Below are 20,125 nucleotides of genomic sequence, written 5' to 3'. Positions count from 1 at the left end.
CTGACGGGGCAGTCAAGGCGCCAGGGCATCAGTTGCTGGTCAGGGGGCTGGCCTGGGGCCTGCCCCTGCCACCTCGCCGTCAAGGCATCTGCACTTCGATCAAGCCATCGGCGTTCATGCTCACTTCGCTGGTGCCCGCCTCGATGTCCGGCGCTGGCGCAGCTTCGTCTGCTGCCATGGCCTTCATCGCCATCGGTGCACTGCGCAGGTAAGGCCGTGGATAGCCGCTGCTGTTCAGGTTGAGGCTGACCACCTTGTAACCACTGCCGCCCAGGGCTTCGGTGGCCAATTGGGCGCGCGCCTTGAATGCGTCGACGGCTTCCTTGAGCAGCGCGTCTTCGCTGGACTTGCGGGTGGCTGGTGCGATGGAGAAGTCCATGCCGCCCATTTTCAGGTCTTGCAGCAGCTCGGCGGTGAGCTGTGAAAGCGCTGGGAAGTCCGCGCTTTCGAGCCGCAGCTCGGCACGCTCGCGCCAGCCGGTAATCTTCTGGCCCTTGGTGTCGTACACCGGGTAGCTGTTGCGGCTGCCCTGGCTGATCTTGACGTCCTTGACCTGGCGCGACTGCTGCACAGCCTTGTTCATGGTCTCGGTGATCTGCTTGGCAAGCTTGCCCGGGTCGGTGTTCTGCGCTTCGCTGTAGAGGGTCACGACCATCAGGTCGCGTGCCACTTCCTTGCTCACTTCGGCGCGCAGTGACACCTGATTGAAGCGCGGCTCATCGGCGGCCAGCGCTGGCAAGCTGGCCAGCAAACCGCAGGACAAGAGAAGGGCAGCGCCGCGACGTTGGATTAGCATAAGGTGCTCCTTGGCAGATGAAAGCGTGGGGTGTGGCCATCCATTCCACGCATGGCCCATCAGACCGGGAACAGTGTAGTGGGTTCAGCGCTGGCCCCATGAAGCTGTGACAAAGTGTGGCGCTTTGCCGCATCACTGCAGCAGCATGCCCCGCTTCGGTATACTCCAGCCGATTTTCTGGAGCACTCATCAGGAGAGCTCATGCTCGCCGCCGCACAACCGCTGTCCGCTACGCGCCAGAACCTCTGGCGACTGACCGTTATTCGCGTCCTGGTTTTGGCCGCCCAGGCCGGCTCGGTCGGCGTGGCCTACTGGACCGAGCTGCTGCCACTGCCCTGGCTGTCGCTGGCCGGCACCCTGGCCTTGTCCTCGCTGCTGTGCGCCTTCACGGCGCTGCGCCTGCGCCTGTCGCTGCCGGTCACCGAACTCGAATATGCCCTGCAACTGGCGTGCGACCTGTTGATACACAGCGCTCTGCTGTACTACTCCGGCGGCTCGACCAACCCTTTCGTGTCCTACTACCTGGTGCCGCTGGCGATCGCGGCGGTGACGCTGCCCTGGCTGTATTCGCTGATTCTGTCGGGCATCGCGCTGACGGCCTACAGCCTGCTGCTGGTGCAGTTCTACCCGCTTGAGGGCCTGCCGCTGGCACGGGACAAGATGCAGGTCTACGGCATGTGGCTGAGCATTGCGCTGGCCGCGGCGGTGATCACCTTCTTTGCCGCGCGCATGGCCGAGGAGCTTCGGCGCCAGGAACACCTGCGCTCGGAGCGGCGCGAAGAAAGCCTGCGCGATGAGCAATTGCTGGCCGTGGCCACCCAGGCGGCGGGCGCGGCCCACGAGCTGGGTACGCCGCTGGCGACGATGAGCGTGTTGCTCAACGAGATGCGCCAGGACCATACTGATCCGCTGCTGCAGGAAGACCTGCAGATTCTTCAGGACCAGGTCAAACTGTGCAAAGAAACACTGCAACAGCTGGTTCGCGCCGCCGAGGCCAATCGCCGCCTGGCCATTGTCGAGCAGGAGGTCACCGTCTGGCTCGACGAGGCCCTCAACCGCTGGCACCTCATGCGCCCGGAAGCCAGTTACCGCTTCCAGCGCCTGCGTGATGGGCTCGTCCCTCGGTTGACGCCGCCGCCTGACCTGACCCAGGCACTGCTCAACTTGTTGAACAACGCCGCCGACGCCTGTCCTGATGACCTGGAGGTGCGCCTGGACTGGGATCACCAGGACATCGTCATCAGCATTCGCGACCATGGCCCTGGCGTACCGCCGGCCATCGCCGAGGCCATTGGCAAACCTTTCATTACCACCAAGGGCAAGGGCTTCGGCCTGGGCCTGTTCCTGAGCAAGGCCAGCGTCACCCGTGCGGGTGGCTCAGTGAAACTCTATAGTCATGAACAAGGTGGCACCCTGACCGAATTGCGCCTGCCCTATGGCACGCGAGGAGAAGCATGATGAGTGAAGAAACCCAGGTTGAAACCGAAGAGCTGCCGCACCTGCTGTTGGTGGACGACGATGCTACCTTCACCCGGGTGATGGCCCGGGCCATGAGCCGCAGGGGCTTTCGGGTAAGCACCGCCAGCTCGGCCGAAGAAGGTTTGATCCTGGCCCAGCAAGACCTGCCGGACTACGCCACGCTCGACCTGAAAATGGAAGGGGATTCGGGCCTGGTGCTGCTGCCCAAGCTGCTGGAGCTGGACCCGGAAATGCGGGTCGTCATCCTGACCGGGTACTCGAGCATCGCCACGGCCGTGGAAGCGGTCAAGCGCGGCGCCTGCAACTACCTGTGCAAACCGGCTGACGCTGACGACGTGCTGGCGGCCCTGTTGTCCGAGCATACCGACCTGGACACCCTGGTGCCGGAAAACCCCATGTCCGTGGACCGTCTGCAGTGGGAACACATCCAGCGCGTGCTGAACGAGCACGAGGGCAACATCTCGGCGACCGCACGCGCGCTAGGCATGCACCGCCGGACACTGCAGCGCAAATTGCAGAAGCGGCCAGTTCGGCGCTGAATCGTGCTGTAGGCGCGGCCTGTTGCCGCGAGGTAGCGGCCCCGACAACATGCGCTGCGCAGCTGACACCTGGGGCTGCTGCGCAGCCCATCGCGGCCGGTCCAGTGCCCCGGCAGGGCACGGTTGCGCTCCCATCACCGCACAATGCCCGCAAATCCTGGCCGTTGGCGTATCATTAGCCCCCTAACGGCAACCCCCTTTCAGGATCGTGCGCCCATGCTTGCCCTTCTCATCCAGACGCTGAACATCACGGCGCCCGTTTTCGCCATGCTGTTTCTGGGCGTGTTGCTTCGCCGTATCCACCTGATCGACGACAACTTCAACAAGGTCGCTTCGCAACTGGTGTTCAACGTCTGCATGCCGGCCTTGCTGTTTCTTGGCATCTATCATGCCGACCTGGCGGCGGCGGTCCGGCCAGGGATCATGATCTATTTCACGGTGGCCACCCTGGCCGGATTTGCCATCGCCTGGGGCATGGCCGTCTGGCGCAGCCCGTGGGCCGACCGTGGTATCTACACCCAAGGCGCCTTTCGCGGCAACAACGGGGTGATTGGCCTGGCGCTGGCCGCAAGCTTGTACGGCGACTATGGCATCTCACTGGGTGCGGTACTGGCTGGGTTGGTGATCCTGTTGTACAACTCGTTGTCTGCCATCGTGCTGGCGGTCTACAGCCCCGACCTGAAGTCCGACCCGTGGAGCATCCTCAAAAGCATCCTGAAAAATCCGCTGATTCTCAGCGTGCTGGTCGCCATTCCCATGGCCTACGGCCAGGTCCCTTTGCCGAATTGGCTGCTCACCTCCGGTGACTACCTGGCGCAGATGACCTTACCCCTTGCCCTGATCTGCATTGGCGGCACCCTGTCGCTGACGGCCCTTCGCGACAGCGGCAGGTTGGCCGTGGACGCCAGCCTGGTGAAAATGGCCTGGCTGCCACTCGTTGGCACACTGGGTGCCTGGCTTTGTGGTTTTCGCGGGGCCGAACTGGGCATCCTGTTTCTCTACATCGGCAGCCCCACCGCAGCGGCCAGCTACGTGATGGCGCGTGCGGCCAACGGCAACCATGAACTGGCCGCGTCAATCATCGTGATTACCACGCTGATGGCCGCGATCACCACCAACATTGGTATTTTCATCTTGCAGTGGGGCGGATGGATCTAGATTCTTGACTGCAAACAACAGCATTGCCTCACTGAGCGAAAGGACACTTCATGCAAGACCAGAGCACGCCCGAGCGGTTACAGCGCGGGCTGAAGAATCGTCACATCCAGCTGATCGCGCTCGGCGGCGCCATCGGCACGGGGTTGTTCCTGGGCATTGCCCAGACCATCCAGCTGGCCGGCCCCTCCGTTTTGCTGGGCTATGCCATTGCTGGCCTGATGGCGTTCCTGATCATGCGCCAGCTCGGGGAAATGGTCGTCGAAGAGCCGGTGGCCGGTAGCTTCAGCCATTTTGCCCACCAGTACTGGAGCGAGTTCGCAGGCTTCGTGTCTGGCTGGAACTACTGGGTGGTCTACGTGTTGGTCGGCATGGCCGAGCTGACGGCGGTGGGTATCTATGTCCAGTACTGGTGGCCTGACTTTCCAACCTGGGCCACGGCCGCGATCTTCTTTGTGGTGATCAACCTGATCAACCTCACCCAGGTGAAGGTCTATGGCGAGATGGAGTTCTGGTTCGCCTTGGTAAAAGTCGTGGCCATCGTCAGCATGATAGGTTTCGGCGCCTGGTTGCTCAGCACCGGTAACGGCGGCCCGGACGCCAGCGTGGCCAACCTGTGGCAATACGGCGGGTTCTTCCCCAATGGCGTGAGCGGCCTGGTCATGGCCCTGGCCGTGATCATGTTTTCGTTCGGTGGCCTGGAACTGGTAGGCATCACGGCCGCCGAAGCCGACAATCCGCGCCAGAGCATTCCCAAGGCCACCAACCAGGTGGTCTACCGGATCCTGATCTTCTACATCGGCGCGCTGGCGGTGCTGCTTTCGTTGTACCCCTGGCAGAAGGTGGTACAAGGCGGCAGTCCATTTGTGATGATCTTCCATGAGCTGGACAGCGACCTGGTCGCGACCATCCTCAACATCGTGGTCCTGACAGCGGCGCTGTCGGTCTACAACAGCTGCGTGTACGCCAACAGTCGCATGCTGTTCGGCCTGGCTAGCCAAGGTGACGCCCCGCGTCAATTGCTGAAGGTCAGCCGCAGCGGTGTACCCCTGGCAGCTTTAGGCATTTCTGCCCTGGCCACGGGCCTGTGTGTGGTGATCAACTACCTGATGCCCGGCGAAGCCTTTGGCCTGCTGATGGCACTGGCGGTGTCGGCGCTGGTGATCAACTGGGCCAGCATCAGCATCACCCACCTCAAGTTCCGCAAGGCCAAGCGCGCGGCAGGGGTACAGCCGTTCTACCAGAGCCTGGGCCATCCGTTCACCAACTACCTGTGCCTGGCCTTCATCGTGCTGATCCTGGTGGTGATGTACCTGACGCCGCCCATTCGCATCTCGGTGATGCTGATCCCCGGCTGGATCCTGCTGCTCTGGGTAGCCTTCAAATTGAAGAAGGCCCGTCAGGCCAGCCGCTGATCCGACTTGCGGCTCAATGCTGGCGGCGCCAGGCGCGCACCGTGGTGTACACCAACACAACCGCCAGCACGGGCAATACGTAGAGCAGCATCAGGCGCTCCAGGCGCCCGGCCAGGGGCATGCCCATGGTGAACGCGGCGATGTGCAGGCCGTAGGCCAGGTACAGGCACAGGAACACCAGTCCTTCGGCCCGGGTGATGCGATAGCCTGAATAGAACACCGGCAAGCTCAACGCGGCCACACCCAGCATGACGGGCAGGTCGAAATCCAGCGCATTGGGTGAAATCGACAGAGGCTCGGGGGTCACCACGGCGGTCAGGCCCAATACGCCCAACAGGTTGAACAGGTTGCTGCCGATCACCGTGCCCACGGCGATCTCGCGTTCACCGCGCAAGGCAGCGATCAGGGCTGCTGCCAGTTCCGGCAACGACGTGCAGATGGCGACCACCGTAAGGCCGATGACGCGCTCGGACAGGCCCAGGTCAGTGGCCACTTCCACGGCAGCGTCGAGCAGCAGATGACCGGCCAGGCTCAGCAGGGCCAGGCCCGCCATCACCAACAGTAACGTCCCGCACCAGAAGCGTGCCGGGGTTTGTGGCACCGATGGCGGGGCAGGGTATGTGCGTGCGTAGTGACGGGACTGGTGCCAGAGCATGGCCAGGTAACCCACTAGCCCCATCAGCAGCAATACGCCTTCAACGCGGCCCAGATAGCCATTGGCAGCCAACCCGTAGACCAGGGCGCTGGCCAGGATCATCAGCGGAATATCCAGGCGTACCAGCTGGCGAGACACGCGAAGGGGAATGACCAGCGCTGCCAGGCCAAGAATGGCCAGCACATTGAAGATGTTGCTGCCGATGACGCTGCCCACGGCAACGTCCGGTGCGCCTTGGTAGGCGGCCTGCAGGCTGAGGGTCAACTGGGGGGCAGTGCTGCCGAATGCCACCAGGCTCAGCCCGATGATCAGCGGCCGCACGTGGAGGCGTTGCGCCAGGCGCAGTGCAGCCCGTACCAGCAGTTCGGCGCCTGCGACCAGCAGCAGCAAGGCGATGCCCAGCTGCAGCAGGCTGAACGTGGGGAGGGTGGCCAGATCGAAAATGGTAAAGCTCCTGGTCGTCAGTCACTAAGACCTTGTACTCGCACGCGCGCCGTTCCGCTACGCACCATGCCGATTTTTTCAGCGGCAGCCCGAGACAGGTCGATCAGCCGGCTGCGGGCGTGCGGGCCGCGGTCGTTGATGCGGACCACCACGCTGCGCCGATTGGCCAGGTTGGTCACCAGCACCCGGCTGCCGAACGGCAGGTTGCGATGAGCCGCCGTCAGGCCATGCTGATTGAACGCCTCGCCGCTGGCGGTGCGTTTGCCGTGATGGCGGGCGCCGTAGTAGGAGGCAGTACCCGTGCGGTCATAACCTCGCGGGTCGATGTCATGGCTGGCGCAGCCTGCCAGACAGGAAAAGAGGGCCAAGCTGGCCAAAGAACGTTTGAACATACAGGTACTCCGGTGCGCCGGGGCTTTTGGCCGGGCGCGGGACAAGCCGAGGTGGACCAGTGTCCTGGTCAACCTCTGCTGGTCTGTCAGCGAGGGCGAGCCCCCGCTGAAGGGTGCGGTCAGCCTTCGAGCTTGGCCTTGAGCAGCTGATTCACCTGCCCAGGGTTGGCCTTGCCCTTGGAAGCTTTCATGGCTTGGCCGACGAAGAAACCGAACATTTTGCCGCGCTTGGCCTCGTCGGCGGCGCGGTACTGTTCGACCTGTTCGGCGTTGGCCGCCAACACCTCGTCGAGCATCGACTCGATGGCGCCGCTGTCGGTGACCTGCTTGAGGCCGCGGCTTTCGATGATGATGTCGGCGTCGCCTTCACCTGCCGCCATGGCCTCGAACACGGTCTTGGCGATCTTGCCGCTGATGGTGTTGTCGCGGATGCGCACCAGCATGCCGCCCAGTTGCGCGGCGGTGACCGGGGCCTGGTCAATCTCGATGCCCAGCTTGTTGAGCAGGCTGCCCAGCTCGACCATGACCCAGTTGGCGGCCATTTTGGCGTCGCCCCCGAGCTTGACCACCTCCTCGAAGTAGTCGGCCTGTTCACGGCTCGATGCCAAAACGTTGGCATCGTATGCCGACAGTCCGTACTGGCGTTGGAAGCGCTCGACTTTCTGGGTGGGCAGTTCCGGCAAGCCGGCGCGCACGGTTTCCAGGAAGCTGTCCTCGATGACCACCGGCAGCAGGTCCGGGTCGGGGAAGTAACGGTAGTCGTTGGCTTCCTCCTTGCTGCGCATGGAGCGGGTCTCGTCCTTGTTCGGATCGTACAGGCGCGTTTCCTGAACCACCTTGCCGCCGTCCTCGATCAAGTCGATCTGGCGCTGGATCTCGCTGTTGATCGCGCGCTCGATGAAGCGGAACGAGTTGACGTTCTTGATCTCGCAGCGAGTGCCGAACTCGGTCTGGCCCTTGGGCCGGATCGACACGTTGCAGTCGCAGCGCAGTGATCCTTCGGCCATGTTGCCGTCGCAGATGCCCAGGTAGCGCACCAGCGCATGGATGGCCTTGACATAGGCCACCGCTTCCTTGGCGCTGCGCATGTCGGGCTCGGACACGATTTCCAGCAGCGGGGTGCCGGCACGGTTCAGGTCGATGCCGGTGGAGCCGCTGAAATCTTCGTGCAGGCTCTTGCCCGCATCTTCTTCCAGGTGGGCACGGGTCACGCCGATGCGCTTGATGGTGCCGTCTTCCAGCGCGATGTCCAGGTGGCCCTTGCCCACAATCGGCAGGTCCATCTGGCTGATCTGATAGCCCTTGGGCAGGTCGGGGTAGAAGTAGTTCTTGCGCGCGAACACGTTGCGCTTGCCGATCTCGGCATCGATGGCCAGGCCGAACATGCACGCCATGCGCACCGCTTCCTGGTTCAGGACCGGCAGCACACCTGGCATGCCCAGGTCGACTAGGCTCGCCTGGGTGTTGGGTTCCGAGCCAAACGTGGTGGCACTACCGGAAAAGATTTTCGACTGGGTGGCGAGCTGAGTGTGAATTTCCAGCCCGATCACAACTTCCCATTGCATGTGTCTGTTCCTCAGAAGCCGTTAGGGGCGCGGGTGTGCCAGTCGGTCACCTGCTGGTAGCGATGGGCTACGTTGAGCAGGCGGCCTTCCTGGAAGTAAGGCGCCAGCAACTGCACGCCTACCGGCAGGCCATCGACGAAGCCGGCTGGCATCGACAGGCCTGGCAGGCCCGCGAGGTTGGCCGTGATGGTGTAGACGTCCTCGAGGTAGGCGGCGACCGGATCGCTGCTCTTGGCGCCCAGTTTCCAGGCCGGGTTGGGCGTGGTCGGGCCGAGAATCAGGTCGACATTCTTGAAGGCAGCCATGAAGTCGTTCTTGATCAGGCGGCGAATTTGCTGGGCCTTCACGTAGTACGCGTCATAGTAGCCCGCCGACAGGGCGTAGGTACCGACCATGATCCGGCGCTGCACTTCGGCGCCGAAGCCTTCGCCGCGGGAACGCTTGTACAGGTCGGTCAGGTCCTTGGGCGCCTCGCAGCGATGACCGAAGCGAACACCGTCGAAACGCGACAGGTTCGAGGACGCTTCTGCCGGAGCGATCACGTAGTACGCCGGGATGGCGTGTTGCATGTTCGGCAGGCTGATTTCCTTGACCACCGCGCCGAGCTTTTCCAGCTCCTTGACGCTGGCCTGCACGAGGTCGGCGATGCGCGGGTCCAGGCCAGCCCCGAAGTACTCTTTCGGCAGACCGATACGCAACCCTTGCAGCGAATCACCCAGGGTGGCGCTGTAGTCGGGAACCGGCTCCTCGATGCTGGTCGAATCCTTGGCGTCGAAGCCGGCCATGCCTTGCAGCAGCAGCGCGCAGTCCTCGGCCGTGCGGGCCAGGGGGCCGCCCTGGTCCAGGCTCGAGGCATAGGCGATCATGCCCCAGCGCGAGACGCGGCCATAGGTAGGCTTGAGGCCGGTGAGGTTGGTCAGTGCGGCCGGCTGACGGATCGAGCCGCCGGTGTCGGTGCCGGTGGTCACCGGCAACAGGCGCGCTGCCACGGCAGCGGCCGAGCCGCCCGACGAGCCACCGGGTACGTGCTCGAGATTCCAGGGGTTTTTCACCGCGCCGTAGTGGCTCGATTCGTTGGCCGAGCCCATGGCGAACTCGTCCATGTTGGTCTTGCCCAGCGTGACCATGCCAGCTTCGGCGAGCTTGGCCACCACGGTGGCGTCATAGGGCGCCTTGAAGGTGTCGAGCATCTTCGACGCGCAGCTGGTGCGCACGCCCTGGGTGCAGAACAGGTCCTTGTGGGCAATGGGCGCGCCCAGCAACGCCCCGCCTTCGCCAGCGGCGCGGCGGGCATCTGCAGCACGTGCCTGGCCCAGGGCCAGCTCGTCGGTCACGGTGATGAAGCTGTTGAGCTGTGGGTCGAGCTGCTTGATACGGGCCAGCAGGGCGCCGGTCAGCTCTTCGGAGGAAAACGACTTGTCGGCGAGTCCGCGGGCGATCTCGGCCAGGGTCAATTGATGCATGGCAGGCTCTATCCCTTACTCGATGACTTTCGGAACCAGGTACAGACCGTTTTCGGTCTGTGGGGCGACGGCCTGATAAGCGTCACGCTGGTTGTGCTCGGTGACCTGGTCGGGGCGCAGGCGCTGGCTGGCCTCAAGGGGGTGAGCCAGGGGTTCGATGCCGGCGGTGTCCACCGCTTGCATCTGGTCGACCAACCCGAGGATGCTGTTCAAGGCGTCGGTAATGCGTGGCAGTTCGCCATCATTTAGGCCCAGTCGGGCCAGATGGGCGATCTTTTCCACGTCGCAGCGTTCAAGCGCCATGGGGATCTCCAGAAGGATAGAAAGAACGGATTCAGTGTCCGCAATGAGGAACATGTCAGCTTTTTGGCGGTCCAATAGCCGCGATCATCGGCTGGCATGCTCGGAAAAACAGCCAATTTAACATATTGGCTCCTTGCCCAAAATCCCTGCCATTGTTAGAGTTTGCCGCACTTTTTTACCCACGCTTTCCCCAGGGTCACTTTCCCATGTTCAAGAAACTGCGTGGCATGTTTTCCAGCGATCTGTCCATCGACCTGGGTACTGCCAACACCCTAATTTACGTGCGTGAGCGCGGTATCGTCCTGAATGAGCCCTCGGTTGTTGCCATCCGTACCCATGGCAATCAGAAAAGCGTCGTCGCCGTCGGTACCGAAGCCAAACGCATGCTGGGCCGTACGCCTGGCAACATCGCAGCCATTCGTCCGATGAAGGACGGCGTGATCGCCGACTTCAGCGTCTGCGAAAAAATGTTGCAATACTTTATCAACAAGGTTCATGAGAACAGCTTCCTGCAGCCCAGCCCTCGTGTGCTGATCTGCGTGCCGTGCAAGTCCACCCAGGTTGAGCGCCGCGCCATTCGCGAGTCGGCCCTGGGAGCAGGTGCCCGCGAAGTGTTCCTGATCGAAGAACCCATGGCGGCCGCCATCGGTGCCGGCCTGCCGGTCGAAGAGGCCCGTGGCTCCATGGTCGTCGACATCGGCGGTGGTACCACCGAAATCGCGTTGATCTCGCTCAACGGGGTGGTCTATGCCGAATCGGTGCGTGTCGGTGGTGACCGCTTCGACGAAGCCATCGTGACCTACGTGCGCCGTAACTACGGCAGCCTGATCGGCGAATCCACCGCCGAGCGCATCAAGCAGGAAATCGGTACTGCCTACCCGGGCGGTGAAGTGCGCGAAGTCGACGTTCGCGGCCGTAACCTTGCCGAAGGCGTACCGCGTGCGTTCACCCTGAACTCCAACGAAGTGCTCGAAGCGCTGCAGGAGTCGCTGGCGACCATCGTTCAGGCGGTCAAGAGCGCCCTGGAGCAGTCGCCACCCGAACTGGCTTCCGACATCGCCGAACGTGGCCTGGTGTTGACCGGCGGAGGCGCACTGCTGCGTGACCTGGACAAGCTGCTGGCCCAGGAAACCGGGCTGCCGGTCATCGTCGCCGAAGACCCGTTGACCTGTGTCGCCCGCGGCGGCGGTCGAGCCCTGGAAATGATGGACAAGCACGCAATGGACCTGCTCTCGAGCGAGTGATTCGTCCTCGCGGCTCGTGAGCCCCGGTTTACAGGTAGCACGCACAGTGCTACCTGTATGTGCTGGCCGGTGCCCGTCCGGGCGCCTCATCCGTCAATTCGTAACCAGGCTGGTGCCTTGTCCCATGTCCAATGACTTCCTGAGTCGTCCACGAGGAACGGCCCATTAAACCGCTTTTCTCCAAGGGCCCGTCGCTGGGCGTTCGCCTGCTCGTCCTGGTGGTGATGTCGGTCGCGTTGATGGTCGTCGACGCGCGCTTTGACCTGCTCAAGCCCGTTCGCAGCCAGATGGGCCTGGTGCTCATGGAATCGTACTGGATCACCGACTTGCCGCAACGCGCCTGGCAAGGGGTGGCGGGCCAGTTCGGCAGCCGCAACGAGCTGATTGCCGAGAACGAGAAACTCAAGACCGAGGCCCTGCTGCTGCAAGGTCGCCTGCAGAAGCTGGCGGCGTTGACCGAGCAGAACGTGCGCCTGCGTGAGCTGCTCAATTCCTCGGCGCTGGTTGACGAAAAGGTCGAAGTTGCCGAATTGATCGGCGTCGATCCCAACCCCTTCACACACCGCATCCTGATCAACAAGGGTGAGCGCGATGGCGTGTTTCTCGGTCAACCGGTGCTCGACGCTCGCGGCCTGATGGGGCAGGTGGTCGAACTGATGCCCTATACCTCGCGGGTCTTGCTGCTCACCGATACCACCCACAGCATTCCCGTGCAGGTCAACCGCAACGGTTTGCGCGCCATTGCCAGCGGTACCGGCAACCCGGAGCGCCTCGAGTTGCGCCACGTGGCCGATACGGCGGACATCAAGGAAGGCGACCTGCTGGTCAGCTCCGGCATGGGCCAACGCTTCCCCGCCGGTTATCCCGTGGCCACCGTCAACGAGGTGATCCACGATTCCGGCCAGCCATTCGCCATTGTGCGCGCCATCCCCACCGCGGCGCTCAACCGTAGCCGTTACATGCTGCTGGTGTTCAGCGACCGGCGTACGCCCGAGCAGCGCGCCACCGATGCCGCGATTGCCCAGGAAGAAGCAGACCGCAAAGGCGAGAGGGCTCCTGCTCAGGGTGCTGGTACGACCGGTCAAGGTGCGCCTGCAAACGGCACTCCCGCAAACGGTACCCCTGCAAACGGCGCGCCTGGCGTAACCCCTGCGCCTGCCACCCAGTCCAGTACGCCCGCCACAGCGCCAGCTGCACAGTCCGCAAGCCCGGCCGCAGCGCCCGCTGCGCCCACTCAACCCCGGAGGCAGTGATGGCCGCATCGCGCCGCAACAATGGTTGGGTCATCTGGCTGACATTTGCCGTTGGCCTGCTGCTCAGTGTCTCGCCCATGCCGCAGTTCATGGAAGTCTTTCGGCCCATGTGGCTGGCGTTGCTGGTGTCGTTCTGGACCTTGAACGTGCCGCACAAGGTCGGCATGGCCACAGCGTTCATGCTTGGCCTGGCCGAGGACGTGCTGTACGGCACCCTGTTGGGGCAGAACGCGTTGATCCTCACCCTGATCACATTCTTGGTGCTGTCGCTGCAACAGCGCCTGCGCATGTTCCCCATGTGGCAGCAAAGCCTGATCATCCTGGTGGTCTTCGGCATTGCACAGTTGCTCCAGCTGTGGCTCAGTGCCTTGACCGGTAATCGCCTGCCTACCCTGGCGCTGGTCTGGTCGGCCGTGATCAGCGCGCTGCTCTGGCCGTGGATCAGCTTTGCCTTGCGCGACCTTCGCCGACGCTTGCACATCAATTGACGGCTTGGTGGCCGCTGACAGGGAGATGTCCGAATGACCCCGCTATACCTGGCTTCCGGCTCTCCACGTCGGCGCGAGCTGTTGACGCAGATCGGCGTACGCTTCAGGGTTGCCAGCGCGCCCATCGATGAAACCCCGCTGCCTGGCGAAAGCGCCGAGGTGTATGTGCAGCGCCTGGCCAAAGCCAAGGCTGCAGCGGGTCGTGCCCGTCTCGAACCGGCCGAGACCGCGAACGAGGGCGCTGTGGTGTTGGGCGCTGACACGGCCGTCGTGCTTGACGGCCATATTCTGGGCAAACCCGAGCACCGTGACGACGCCTTGGGCATGCTGGCCCGGTTGTCCGGCCGCGAACACCAGGTATTGACGGCCGTGGCGCTCGATGACGGCACGCGTGTCGAGAGCTTGTGTGTCAGCAGCACCGTCCGCTTTCGCGACATCCACCAGCAGGAAGCGCAGCGCTACTGGGCCAGCGGCGAGCCGGCAGACAAGGCGGGCGGCTATGCGATTCAAGGGCTGGGCGCGGTATTCGTCACCGGGCTGATTGGCAGCTATTCGGCCGTGGTCGGCCTGCCATTGAGCGAAACGGCACAGTTGCTCGAGCGCTTCGGCATCGCTTGCTGGCAACAGGCGGCCTCGGAACCTGAGGTGACGCGCCCGCAGTAGCCAGCACCGTTTGCGCCATCCATCATTAGAACAAGACCCTGGACGAGAACCTGCCATGAGCGAAGAGATCCTGATCAACATCACCCCGATGGAGTCACGCGTGGCGGTGGTGGAAAACGGGGTACTGCAGGAAGTGCACGTCGAGCGCACCCAGCGTCGCGGCATCGTCGGCAATATCTACAAGGGCAAGGTGGTCAGGGTGCTGCCTGGCATGCAGGCGGCGTTCGTGGACATCGGGCTGGAACGGGCAGCGTTCATCCATGCCTCGGAGATTTCGCAGCGCGAAGGCTCGGCCGTGGAAAACATCACCGCCCTGGTCCATGAAGGCCAGGCCCTGGTGGTACAGGTCACCAAAGACCCCATCGGCAGCAAAGGCGCGCGGCTGACCACCCAGTTGTCGATCCCGTCGCGCTACCTGGTCTACATGCCGCGTAGCAGCCACGTGGGCATTTCGCTCAAGATCGAGGACGAGGCCGAGCGTGAACGCCTCAAGCGCGTGGTCAGTGATTGCGTGGACAGCGAGAACATACAAGGCGCTGGCGGCTTCATTCTGCGCACCGCCGCCGAAGGCGCGCGGGTTGAGGAGATCCTGCAGGATATTCGCTACCTGCGGCGGTTGTGGGAGCAGATCGGGGCGCAGATCAAGACCTGTGGCGCACCCCTGGTCATCTACGAAGACCTGGGCCTGGCGCTGCGTACCCTGCGCGACTTGGTCAACCCGAAGATCGAAAAAATCCGCATCGACTCGCGGGAAACCTTCCAGCGCACCACGCAGTTCGTGCAAGAGCTGATGCCTGAAATCGCCGACCGTCTGGAACACTACCCAGGCGAACGGCCCATCTTCGACCTGTACGGTGTCGAGGATGAAATTCAGCGCGCCCTGGATCGCAAGGTACCGTTGAAGTCGGGTGGCTACCTGGTGGTGGATCCGGCCGAGGCGATGACCACCATCGACGTCAACACCGGCGCCTTCGTGGGTCACCGCAACCTGGAAGAAACCATCTTCAAGACCAACCTGGAGGCCGCCACCGCCATTGCCCGGCAACTGCGGCTGCGCAACATCGGCGGCATCATCATCATCGACTTCATCGACATGGAAGACGAAGATCACCAGCGTCAGGTGCTGCGAACGCTGGAAAAACAGCTGGAGCGCGACCACGCCAAGACCAACATCATCGGCATCACCGAGTTGGGCTTGGTGCAGATGACCCGCAAGCGCACCCGGGAGAGCCTTGAGCAGGTGCTGTGCGAACCGTGCCAGGCTTGCCAGGGGCGAGGCAAGCTCAAAACGCCCGAAACCATCTGTTACGAGATCTTTCGCGAAATCCTGCGTGAAGCCCGCGCCTACCAGGCGGAAGGCTATCGCGTGCTGGCCAATCAGAAGGTGGTCGATCGCCTGTTGGACGAAGAGTCTGGCAACGTGGCTGAACTCGAGGCCTTCATCGGGCGAACCATTCGCTTCCAGGTCGAGTCGATGTATTCGCAAGAGCAGTATGACGTGGTGCTGCTCTGAGGCCTGCTGAAACCCGACCCGGTTCGATCGGCATGGCGAAAACGGCACCACGGGCCATTATGCATATACGACCTGGAGGGCCATGGCCATGGGACGTCTAAGCCGCGTTCTGAGTGTCCTGACCCGTTGGGGGCTGGGGGCTTGCGCGTTGCTGGTCATCGCAGTGGCGCTGTACGCCAGCCTTGGCCGGGCCTTGGTGCCGCTGGCGGCCGAGTACCGCAGCACGGTGCAGGCCAAGGTCGCCGGAGCGCTGGGTGTGCCGGTGCACATTGGCGCGCTTCAGGGCCGCTGGAGCAGGCTGTCGCCGGTGCTGACCGTACGCGACCTGCAAATCGGTGAAGGCGGCACGGCCTTGCGGCTCGATGACGTCACCGTGGTGCCGGATGTCTGGGGCAGCCTGGTCGCAGGTGAAGTGCGCCTGGCGCGCATCCAGCTGGCTGGCCTGCAACTGATCGCCCGAGAGGATGAAGCCGGCAAGTGGAAGCTCGAGGGCCTGCCCAAGCAGGACGACGCACCCTTGCAGCCCGAGCAATTGCTCAAGGACCTGCGCCGGCTTGGGCGGGTCGATGTGTTCGACAGCCAAGTTACCCTCCACGCCTGGCAGCGTGATCCGCTGACGCTGACCTATGTCAGCGCAGGCTTGCTGGCGGGGCCCTCGCGGCAATCGTTGGACCTGCGGGCAACCTTGCCAGATGGCCAACCCCTGACGCTGAGCGCGCGCAGCCGCGCTTCGGCCGAAGCCTGGCGTGATGCGCAGGTACAGGGCTATCTCAACCTGCCGCACAGTGACTGGGCACGCTGGTTGCCGCCCCGGCTGTTGGGGCAGTGGCATGCCCAGGTGCTTCAGGCAGGCGGTGAAGCCTGGTTCGACTGGCGCGACCGTCAGTTGCACCAAGGCGCCGTACGCCTGAATGCGCCGCACCTGCAAGGGGCCTATGACACGCGCAAACCGGTCAAGGTAGACAGCCTCGCCCTCAATGCCTGGTTCGAGCGTCAGGATGAGGGCTTCGACGTCATTGTCGACGCGTTGGCGATGGACATTGGCGACACGCATTGGGCCTCGCGGCTGCGGTTGATGCAGCGCAACGGTGCGGCCCCGGCCGATGAAAGCTGGCAGGTGCAGGCCGACCGTGTGGAGCTGACCCCTCTCACGCCGCTGATCCACGCCTTGGCGCCCATGGGCCAGCAAGTGCTGGCGGTGATCGATGGCCTCAATGTCACAGGTGCCCTGCGCAACGTGCACCTGACGGCCCGGCCCAAGGCCGACGGCGATCGCCGGCTGGCGTTCGAAAGCAACCTGGAGCGCGTGGGTTTCGATGCGTATCACGGCGCCCCGGCTGCCGGTAACGTGAGCGGCAGCATCAGCGGCGACCTTGGGCATGGCGAACTGCGCCTGGACACCGACGCTTTCATGCTGCACCTGGATCCGATCTTCGCCAAACCCTGGCACTACCAGAAAGCCAATGCGCGCCTGACCTGGGCACTGGACAAGGAAGGCTTCACCCTGATCGCTCCTTACCTGAAGGTCGTGGGCGAGGAGGGCAACATTGCAGGCGACTTCCTCATCCGCCTGTTGTTCGAGGAAGGGCGTGAAGACTACATGGACCTGCGTGTCGGTCTGACCGACGGCGATGGCCGCTACACCGCCAAGTACTTGCCCGAGGTGTTGAGCCCGGCCTTGGACCAATGGCTGCGCAGCGCAATCGTCAAAGGCAGTGTCGACCAGGGTTACTTCCAGTACCAGGGCTCGCTCAATCACGGTGCCAAGCCCGAAGCTCGCAGCATCAGCCTGTTCTTCAAAGTTCATGATGCCACCCTGGACTTCCAGCCCGGCTGGCCACAGGTACAGCATGTGGACGGCGACGTGTTCATCGAGGACAGCGGTGTGCGCATCAAGGCGCAAAGCGGTGTGCTGCTCGATACCAAGGTCAGCGACGTGAAAGTCGACATTCCACATGTGGAAGGCATGGGTGACAGCCACTTGCACTTGGACGGCAATTTCGAGGGTGGCCTGGTGGACGGGCTCAAGATACTCAAGCAAGCGCCCATTGGCACCAATGAAATCTTTGCAGGATGGGAAGGTGAGGGCCCCCTCAGAGGCAAGGTCAAGCTGGACATCCCGCTGGCCCATGGGCAACAACCTAAGGTGAAGGTGGATTTCGCCACGCGCGATGCACGGCTCAAGATTGCATCGCCCGAGCTGGAACTCACGCGCCTGAAGGGCGACTTCAGCTTCGACTACGACAAGGGCCTCAGTGGCAAGGGCATTTCCCTGCAGGCATTCGGCAAGCCGGTCACTGCACAGATTGCCGCTGTAGGCGAACCGGGACAGATGCAGACCAGAATCAGCGCCAGCGGCCGGGTTTCGCTGCAAGCACTGACCCAATGGCTGCACTTCGACCAGGCACTGCCGGCGTCTGGCGAGCTGCCGTACCAGCTGCAGTTGAGCATTGGCGCACGTGAAAACCTGATTAACGTCGATTCGGACCTCAAAGGCCTGTCGATCGACCTGCCGGCGCCCTTTGGCAAAGCGCCTGCCGACAGTCGGGCCAGCCGTTTCAGCATGAACCTGCAAGGCGCGCAACGGCACATCGACGCCGCCTACACCGATCTTGCCCGGCTAGCCTACGTGGCGCCAGCCGAGCACCTGGACCAGGGCGCTGGTGAGCTGCTGCTTGGTGCTGGTCAAGCGCAGCCTCCTGGCGGTCGCGGCCTGCGTATCCGTGGGCACCTCGATACCCTGGACCTTGAGCCTTGGCAGGCTCAGGCGCAGAAGCTAGGGGGCGACGATCCAGGTGGCAATGCGCGCCAGACACTGCAGAGCGTTGACCTGAGCATCGGGGCCCTGAAGGCCTACGGTACCGAGCTGAACCAGGCGAGGGTGCGTCTGGCACGTGGGTCGGCGGCCTGGGACGTGCGCCTGGATAGTCGGCAGGTGGTGGGCGACGCGCGCGTGCCCGACGCCGAGGGCGCCCCTATCGTGGTGCGGCTGCAAACCTTGCGCCTGCCGGCAGGCAATGCCGACCAGGCGCAGGACGAAGACGGCGCCGACCCGCTGGCGTCGTTCGATCCGCGCAAGGTGCCGCCGCTGGACGTGCGCATCGACACGTTGTACCGCGGTGACGATCTGTACGGCAGCGCTGCGATCAAGCTGCGGCCGACCCGTACCGGTGTGAACGCCAGCGACATCGATCTGAACCTCAAGGGGCTGCGCATCGACGGCGCCGGTGGTTGGGATGGCGCAGGCGGCACGAGCTGGTACAAAGGCCGCGTGCAAGGCAAGCAACTGGGTGACGTGCTCACGGCCTGGGGCTTTGCCCCGACGGTAACCGCCCGGGATTTTCGCATGGACGTGGACGGGCGGTGGCCGGGCTCCCCGGCGGCAATCAGCCTGAAGCGGTTCTCCGGGAGCCTCGATGCAGTGCTGCACAGCGGGCAGTTCGTCGAGGTTGACGGTGGCGCACAAGCGTTGCGGGTATTCGGCTTGCTGAACTTCAACGCCATTGGTCGGCGCTTGCGCCTGGACTTCTCCGACTTGTTCGAAAAGGGCCTGGCCTACGACCGGCTCAAGGGGCTGCTGGTGGCCAGTGAAGGCGTATACGTAACCCGCACGCCAATCAAGGTAACCGGCCCGTCGAGCGATTTCGAACTCGATGGTACCCTGGACATGGTGCGTGAGCGGGTCGCTGCCAACCTGCAGGTCAGCCTGCCGGTCACCAACAACCTTCCCCTGGCAGCGCTGATCGTCGGCGCCCCGGCCGTGGGCGGCGCACTGTTTCTGGTCGACCGGCTGATTGGCGATCGGGTGTCGCGCTTTGCCAGCGTGCATTACCGGGTAGTAGGGCCGTGGAAAGAGCCTAAGATTACCTTTGTGAAACCATTCCAGAAATAGCGCCAGGAGGGTCGATGAAGGCGGCAGTGATCCAGATGGTCAGCCAGGATGATGTGCAGGGTAACCTGCGCCAGGCGAGCAAGCTTCTGGAACAGGCGGCATCAGGTGGCGCCAGGCTGGCCGTGCTGCCGGAGAACTTCGCCGCCATGGGGCGTGCAGACGCCGCGGCGATCGGCCGCGCCGAGGCCCTCGGCGAAGGCCCGATCCTGCCCTGGTTGAAACGCGTGGCTCGTGACCTCAGGTTATGGATTGTCGCAGGCACCATTGCCCTGCCGCCGACCGGTCAGCCCAAGGCCAAGGCACATGCCTGTTCGTTGTTGATCGACGAGCATGGGCAGCAGGTCGCGCGGTATGACAAGTTGCACCTGTTCGATGTGGATGTCGCCGACAATCGTGGCCGCTATCGTGAATCCGATGATTACGCCCCCGGTGCGCAGGTGGTGGTTGCCGATACGCCGGTGGGGCGGTTGGGCCTGAGCGTGTGCTACGACCTGCGCTTTCCCGAGTTGTACAGCCACCTGCGCGCAGCCGGGGCAGAACTGATCAGTGCACCGTCGGCGTTCACGGCGGTGACAGGGGCGGCGCATTGGGACGTGCTGATCCGCGCACGCGCCATCGAAACGCAATGCTACATGCTGGCCGCAGCCCAAGGCGGGCTTCACCCCGGCCAGCGCCAGACCCACGGCCACGCGGCGATCGTCGACCCATGGGGGCGCATCGTGGCGCAACAGGCGCAAGGCGAAGCGGTACTGCTTGCCGAGCGCGACAGTGACGAACAGGCGTCCATTCGGGCGCGCATGCCGGTGATCGATCACCGGCGCTTCTTCTCGCAGGGCGCATTGCGGCCTGCGCACACCTCGGAGTGA

17 protein-coding genes are annotated in these 20,125 nt (G+C 63.5%); 11 read left to right on the top strand and 6 right to left on the bottom strand.

The features are described from left to right. Positions 1–79: 79 nt before the first annotated feature. Positions 80–796: an SIMPL domain-containing protein gene (locus tag NMB38_RS17530; RefSeq protein ID WP_027913719.1), complete on the bottom strand. Its 717-nt coding sequence runs from the start codon at positions 794–796 to the stop codon at positions 80–82. A gap of 201 nt (positions 797–997) precedes the next feature. On the opposite strand from NMB38_RS17530, the gene NMB38_RS17525 reads away from it, so the two are divergent. The 4 genes from NMB38_RS17525 to NMB38_RS17510 all read left to right on the top strand — a co-directional run bounded on the left by NMB38_RS17525 (position 998) and on the right by NMB38_RS17510 (position 5,384). Continuing rightward, on the top strand, positions 998–2,254 hold the full coding sequence (locus NMB38_RS17525; RefSeq protein ID WP_027913720.1) for an ATP-binding protein: 1,257 nt from the start codon (positions 998–1,000) through the stop codon (positions 2,252–2,254). Further along, positions 2,254–2,814 carry a response regulator transcription factor gene (locus NMB38_RS17520; protein WP_027913721.1) on the top strand — a complete coding sequence of 187 codons (561 nt, stop codon included), beginning with the start codon at positions 2,254–2,256 and terminating at the stop codon, positions 2,812–2,814. Before NMB38_RS17525 ends, NMB38_RS17520 begins: the two co-directional genes overlap by 1 nt. 216 nt (positions 2,815–3,030) lie before the next feature. Continuing rightward, positions 3,031–3,972, top strand: a complete 942-nt coding sequence (locus NMB38_RS17515; RefSeq protein WP_027913722.1) for an AEC family transporter — start codon at positions 3,031–3,033, stop codon at positions 3,970–3,972. A 50-nt stretch (positions 3,973–4,022) separates the two neighbouring features. Beyond that, on the top strand, positions 4,023–5,384 hold the full coding sequence (locus NMB38_RS17510) for an amino acid permease (protein ID WP_027913723.1): 1,362 nt from the start codon (positions 4,023–4,025) through the stop codon (positions 5,382–5,384). 13 nt (positions 5,385–5,397) lie between these two features. Here the strand turns inward: NMB38_RS17510 and NMB38_RS17505 are convergent, their stop codons facing one another. The 5 genes from NMB38_RS17505 to gatC all read right to left on the bottom strand — a co-directional run bounded on the left by NMB38_RS17505 (position 5,398) and on the right by gatC (position 10,206). Beyond that, positions 5,398–6,441 (bottom strand): calcium/sodium antiporter, encoded by a 1,044-nt coding sequence (locus tag NMB38_RS17505; RefSeq protein WP_132578307.1) that lies wholly within the window; start codon positions 6,439–6,441, stop codon positions 5,398–5,400. Positions 6,442–6,500: 59 nt separating this feature from the next. Beyond that, on the bottom strand, positions 6,501–6,875 hold the full coding sequence (locus NMB38_RS17500) for a septal ring lytic transglycosylase RlpA family protein (RefSeq protein WP_023533371.1): 375 nt from the start codon (positions 6,873–6,875) through the stop codon (positions 6,501–6,503). 119 nt (positions 6,876–6,994) lie between these two features. Next, positions 6,995–8,440: an Asp-tRNA(Asn)/Glu-tRNA(Gln) amidotransferase subunit GatB gene (gene gatB / locus NMB38_RS17495; protein ID WP_028687045.1), complete on the bottom strand. Its 1,446-nt coding sequence runs from the start codon at positions 8,438–8,440 to the stop codon at positions 6,995–6,997. 11 nt (positions 8,441–8,451) lie between these two features. Then, positions 8,452–9,903: an Asp-tRNA(Asn)/Glu-tRNA(Gln) amidotransferase subunit GatA gene (gene gatA, locus NMB38_RS17490; RefSeq protein ID WP_049695484.1), complete on the bottom strand. Its 1,452-nt coding sequence runs from the start codon at positions 9,901–9,903 to the stop codon at positions 8,452–8,454. A 15-nt stretch (positions 9,904–9,918) separates the two neighbouring features. Next, the gene (gene gatC, locus NMB38_RS17485; RefSeq protein WP_023533299.1) at positions 9,919–10,206 is read right to left on the bottom strand and encodes an Asp-tRNA(Asn)/Glu-tRNA(Gln) amidotransferase subunit GatC; all 288 of its coding nucleotides are present in this window, start codon (positions 10,204–10,206) and stop codon (positions 9,919–9,921) included. 206 nt (positions 10,207–10,412) lie between these two features. Here gatC and mreB point away from each other — a divergent pair, with 206 nt between their 5' ends. The 7 genes from mreB to NMB38_RS17450 all read left to right on the top strand — a co-directional run bounded on the left by mreB (position 10,413) and on the right by NMB38_RS17450 (position 20,125). Continuing rightward, positions 10,413–11,450 carry a rod shape-determining protein MreB gene (gene mreB / locus NMB38_RS17480; protein ID WP_003255163.1) on the top strand — a complete coding sequence of 346 codons (1,038 nt, stop codon included), beginning with the start codon at positions 10,413–10,415 and terminating at the stop codon, positions 11,448–11,450. A 224-nt stretch (positions 11,451–11,674) separates the two neighbouring features. Then, complete coding sequence (gene mreC, locus NMB38_RS17475) at positions 11,675–12,703, top strand: rod shape-determining protein MreC (protein WP_059183660.1); 1,029 nt, start codon at positions 11,675–11,677, stop codon at positions 12,701–12,703. After that, positions 12,703–13,191 carry a rod shape-determining protein MreD gene (mreD, locus tag NMB38_RS17470; protein ID WP_027913729.1) on the top strand — a complete coding sequence of 163 codons (489 nt, stop codon included), beginning with the start codon at positions 12,703–12,705 and terminating at the stop codon, positions 13,189–13,191. The genes mreC and mreD overlap by 1 nt, the downstream gene beginning before the upstream one ends. A 33-nt stretch (positions 13,192–13,224) precedes the next feature. Next, positions 13,225–13,854 carry a Maf family protein gene (locus NMB38_RS17465; protein ID WP_027913730.1) on the top strand — a complete coding sequence of 210 codons (630 nt, stop codon included), beginning with the start codon at positions 13,225–13,227 and terminating at the stop codon, positions 13,852–13,854. 55 nt (positions 13,855–13,909) lie between these two features. Next, on the top strand, positions 13,910–15,367 hold the full coding sequence (gene rng, locus NMB38_RS17460) for a ribonuclease G (RefSeq protein WP_027913731.1): 1,458 nt from the start codon (positions 13,910–13,912) through the stop codon (positions 15,365–15,367). Positions 15,368–15,449: 82 nt separating this feature from the next. After that, on the top strand, positions 15,450–19,259 hold the full coding sequence (locus NMB38_RS17455) for a YhdP family protein (RefSeq protein ID WP_049695485.1): 3,810 nt from the start codon (positions 15,450–15,452) through the stop codon (positions 19,257–19,259). Between the two features lie 14 nt (positions 19,260–19,273). Further along, entirely contained in the window at positions 19,274–20,125 is an 852-nt protein-coding gene (locus NMB38_RS17450; protein WP_028687049.1) for a carbon-nitrogen hydrolase family protein, read from the top strand.

The sequence above is a fragment of the Pseudomonas sp. FBCC-B35 genome, assembly GCF_059133755.1.
The sequence above is the reverse complement of the archived record's forward strand: the minus strand, read 5'-3'. Positions and strand labels throughout refer to the sequence as shown.

Coding starts and splice junctions, on each gene's coding strand:
- mreB (WP_003255163.1), top strand. CDS start 10,413: ATGTTCAAGAAACTGCGTGGCATGTTTTCCAGCGATCTGTCCATCGAC.
- mreD (WP_027913729.1), top strand. CDS start 12,703: ATGGCCGCATCGCGCCGCAACAATGGTTGGGTCATCTGGCTGACATTT.
- gatA (WP_049695484.1), bottom strand. CDS start 9,903: ATGCATCAATTGACCCTGGCCGAGATCGCCCGCGGACTCGCCGACAAG.
- gatB (WP_028687045.1), bottom strand. CDS start 8,440: ATGCAATGGGAAGTTGTGATCGGGCTGGAAATTCACACTCAGCTCGCC.
- NMB38_RS17530 (WP_027913719.1), bottom strand. CDS start 796: ATGCTAATCCAACGTCGCGGCGCTGCCCTTCTCTTGTCCTGCGGTTTG.
- rng (WP_027913731.1), top strand. CDS start 13,910: ATGAGCGAAGAGATCCTGATCAACATCACCCCGATGGAGTCACGCGTG.
- NMB38_RS17465 (WP_027913730.1), top strand. CDS start 13,225: ATGACCCCGCTATACCTGGCTTCCGGCTCTCCACGTCGGCGCGAGCTG.
- NMB38_RS17520 (WP_027913721.1), top strand. CDS start 2,254: ATGAGTGAAGAAACCCAGGTTGAAACCGAAGAGCTGCCGCACCTGCTG.
- NMB38_RS17510 (WP_027913723.1), top strand. CDS start 4,023: ATGCAAGACCAGAGCACGCCCGAGCGGTTACAGCGCGGGCTGAAGAAT.
- NMB38_RS17450 (WP_028687049.1), top strand. CDS start 19,274: ATGAAGGCGGCAGTGATCCAGATGGTCAGCCAGGATGATGTGCAGGGT.
- NMB38_RS17525 (WP_027913720.1), top strand. CDS start 998: ATGCTCGCCGCCGCACAACCGCTGTCCGCTACGCGCCAGAACCTCTGG.
- gatC (WP_023533299.1), bottom strand. CDS start 10,206: ATGGCGCTTGAACGCTGCGACGTGGAAAAGATCGCCCATCTGGCCCGA.
- mreC (WP_059183660.1), top strand. CDS start 11,675: ATGTCGGTCGCGTTGATGGTCGTCGACGCGCGCTTTGACCTGCTCAAG.
- NMB38_RS17515 (WP_027913722.1), top strand. CDS start 3,031: ATGCTTGCCCTTCTCATCCAGACGCTGAACATCACGGCGCCCGTTTTC.
- NMB38_RS17500 (WP_023533371.1), bottom strand. CDS start 6,875: ATGTTCAAACGTTCTTTGGCCAGCTTGGCCCTCTTTTCCTGTCTGGCA.
- NMB38_RS17455 (WP_049695485.1), top strand. CDS start 15,450: ATGGCCATGGGACGTCTAAGCCGCGTTCTGAGTGTCCTGACCCGTTGG.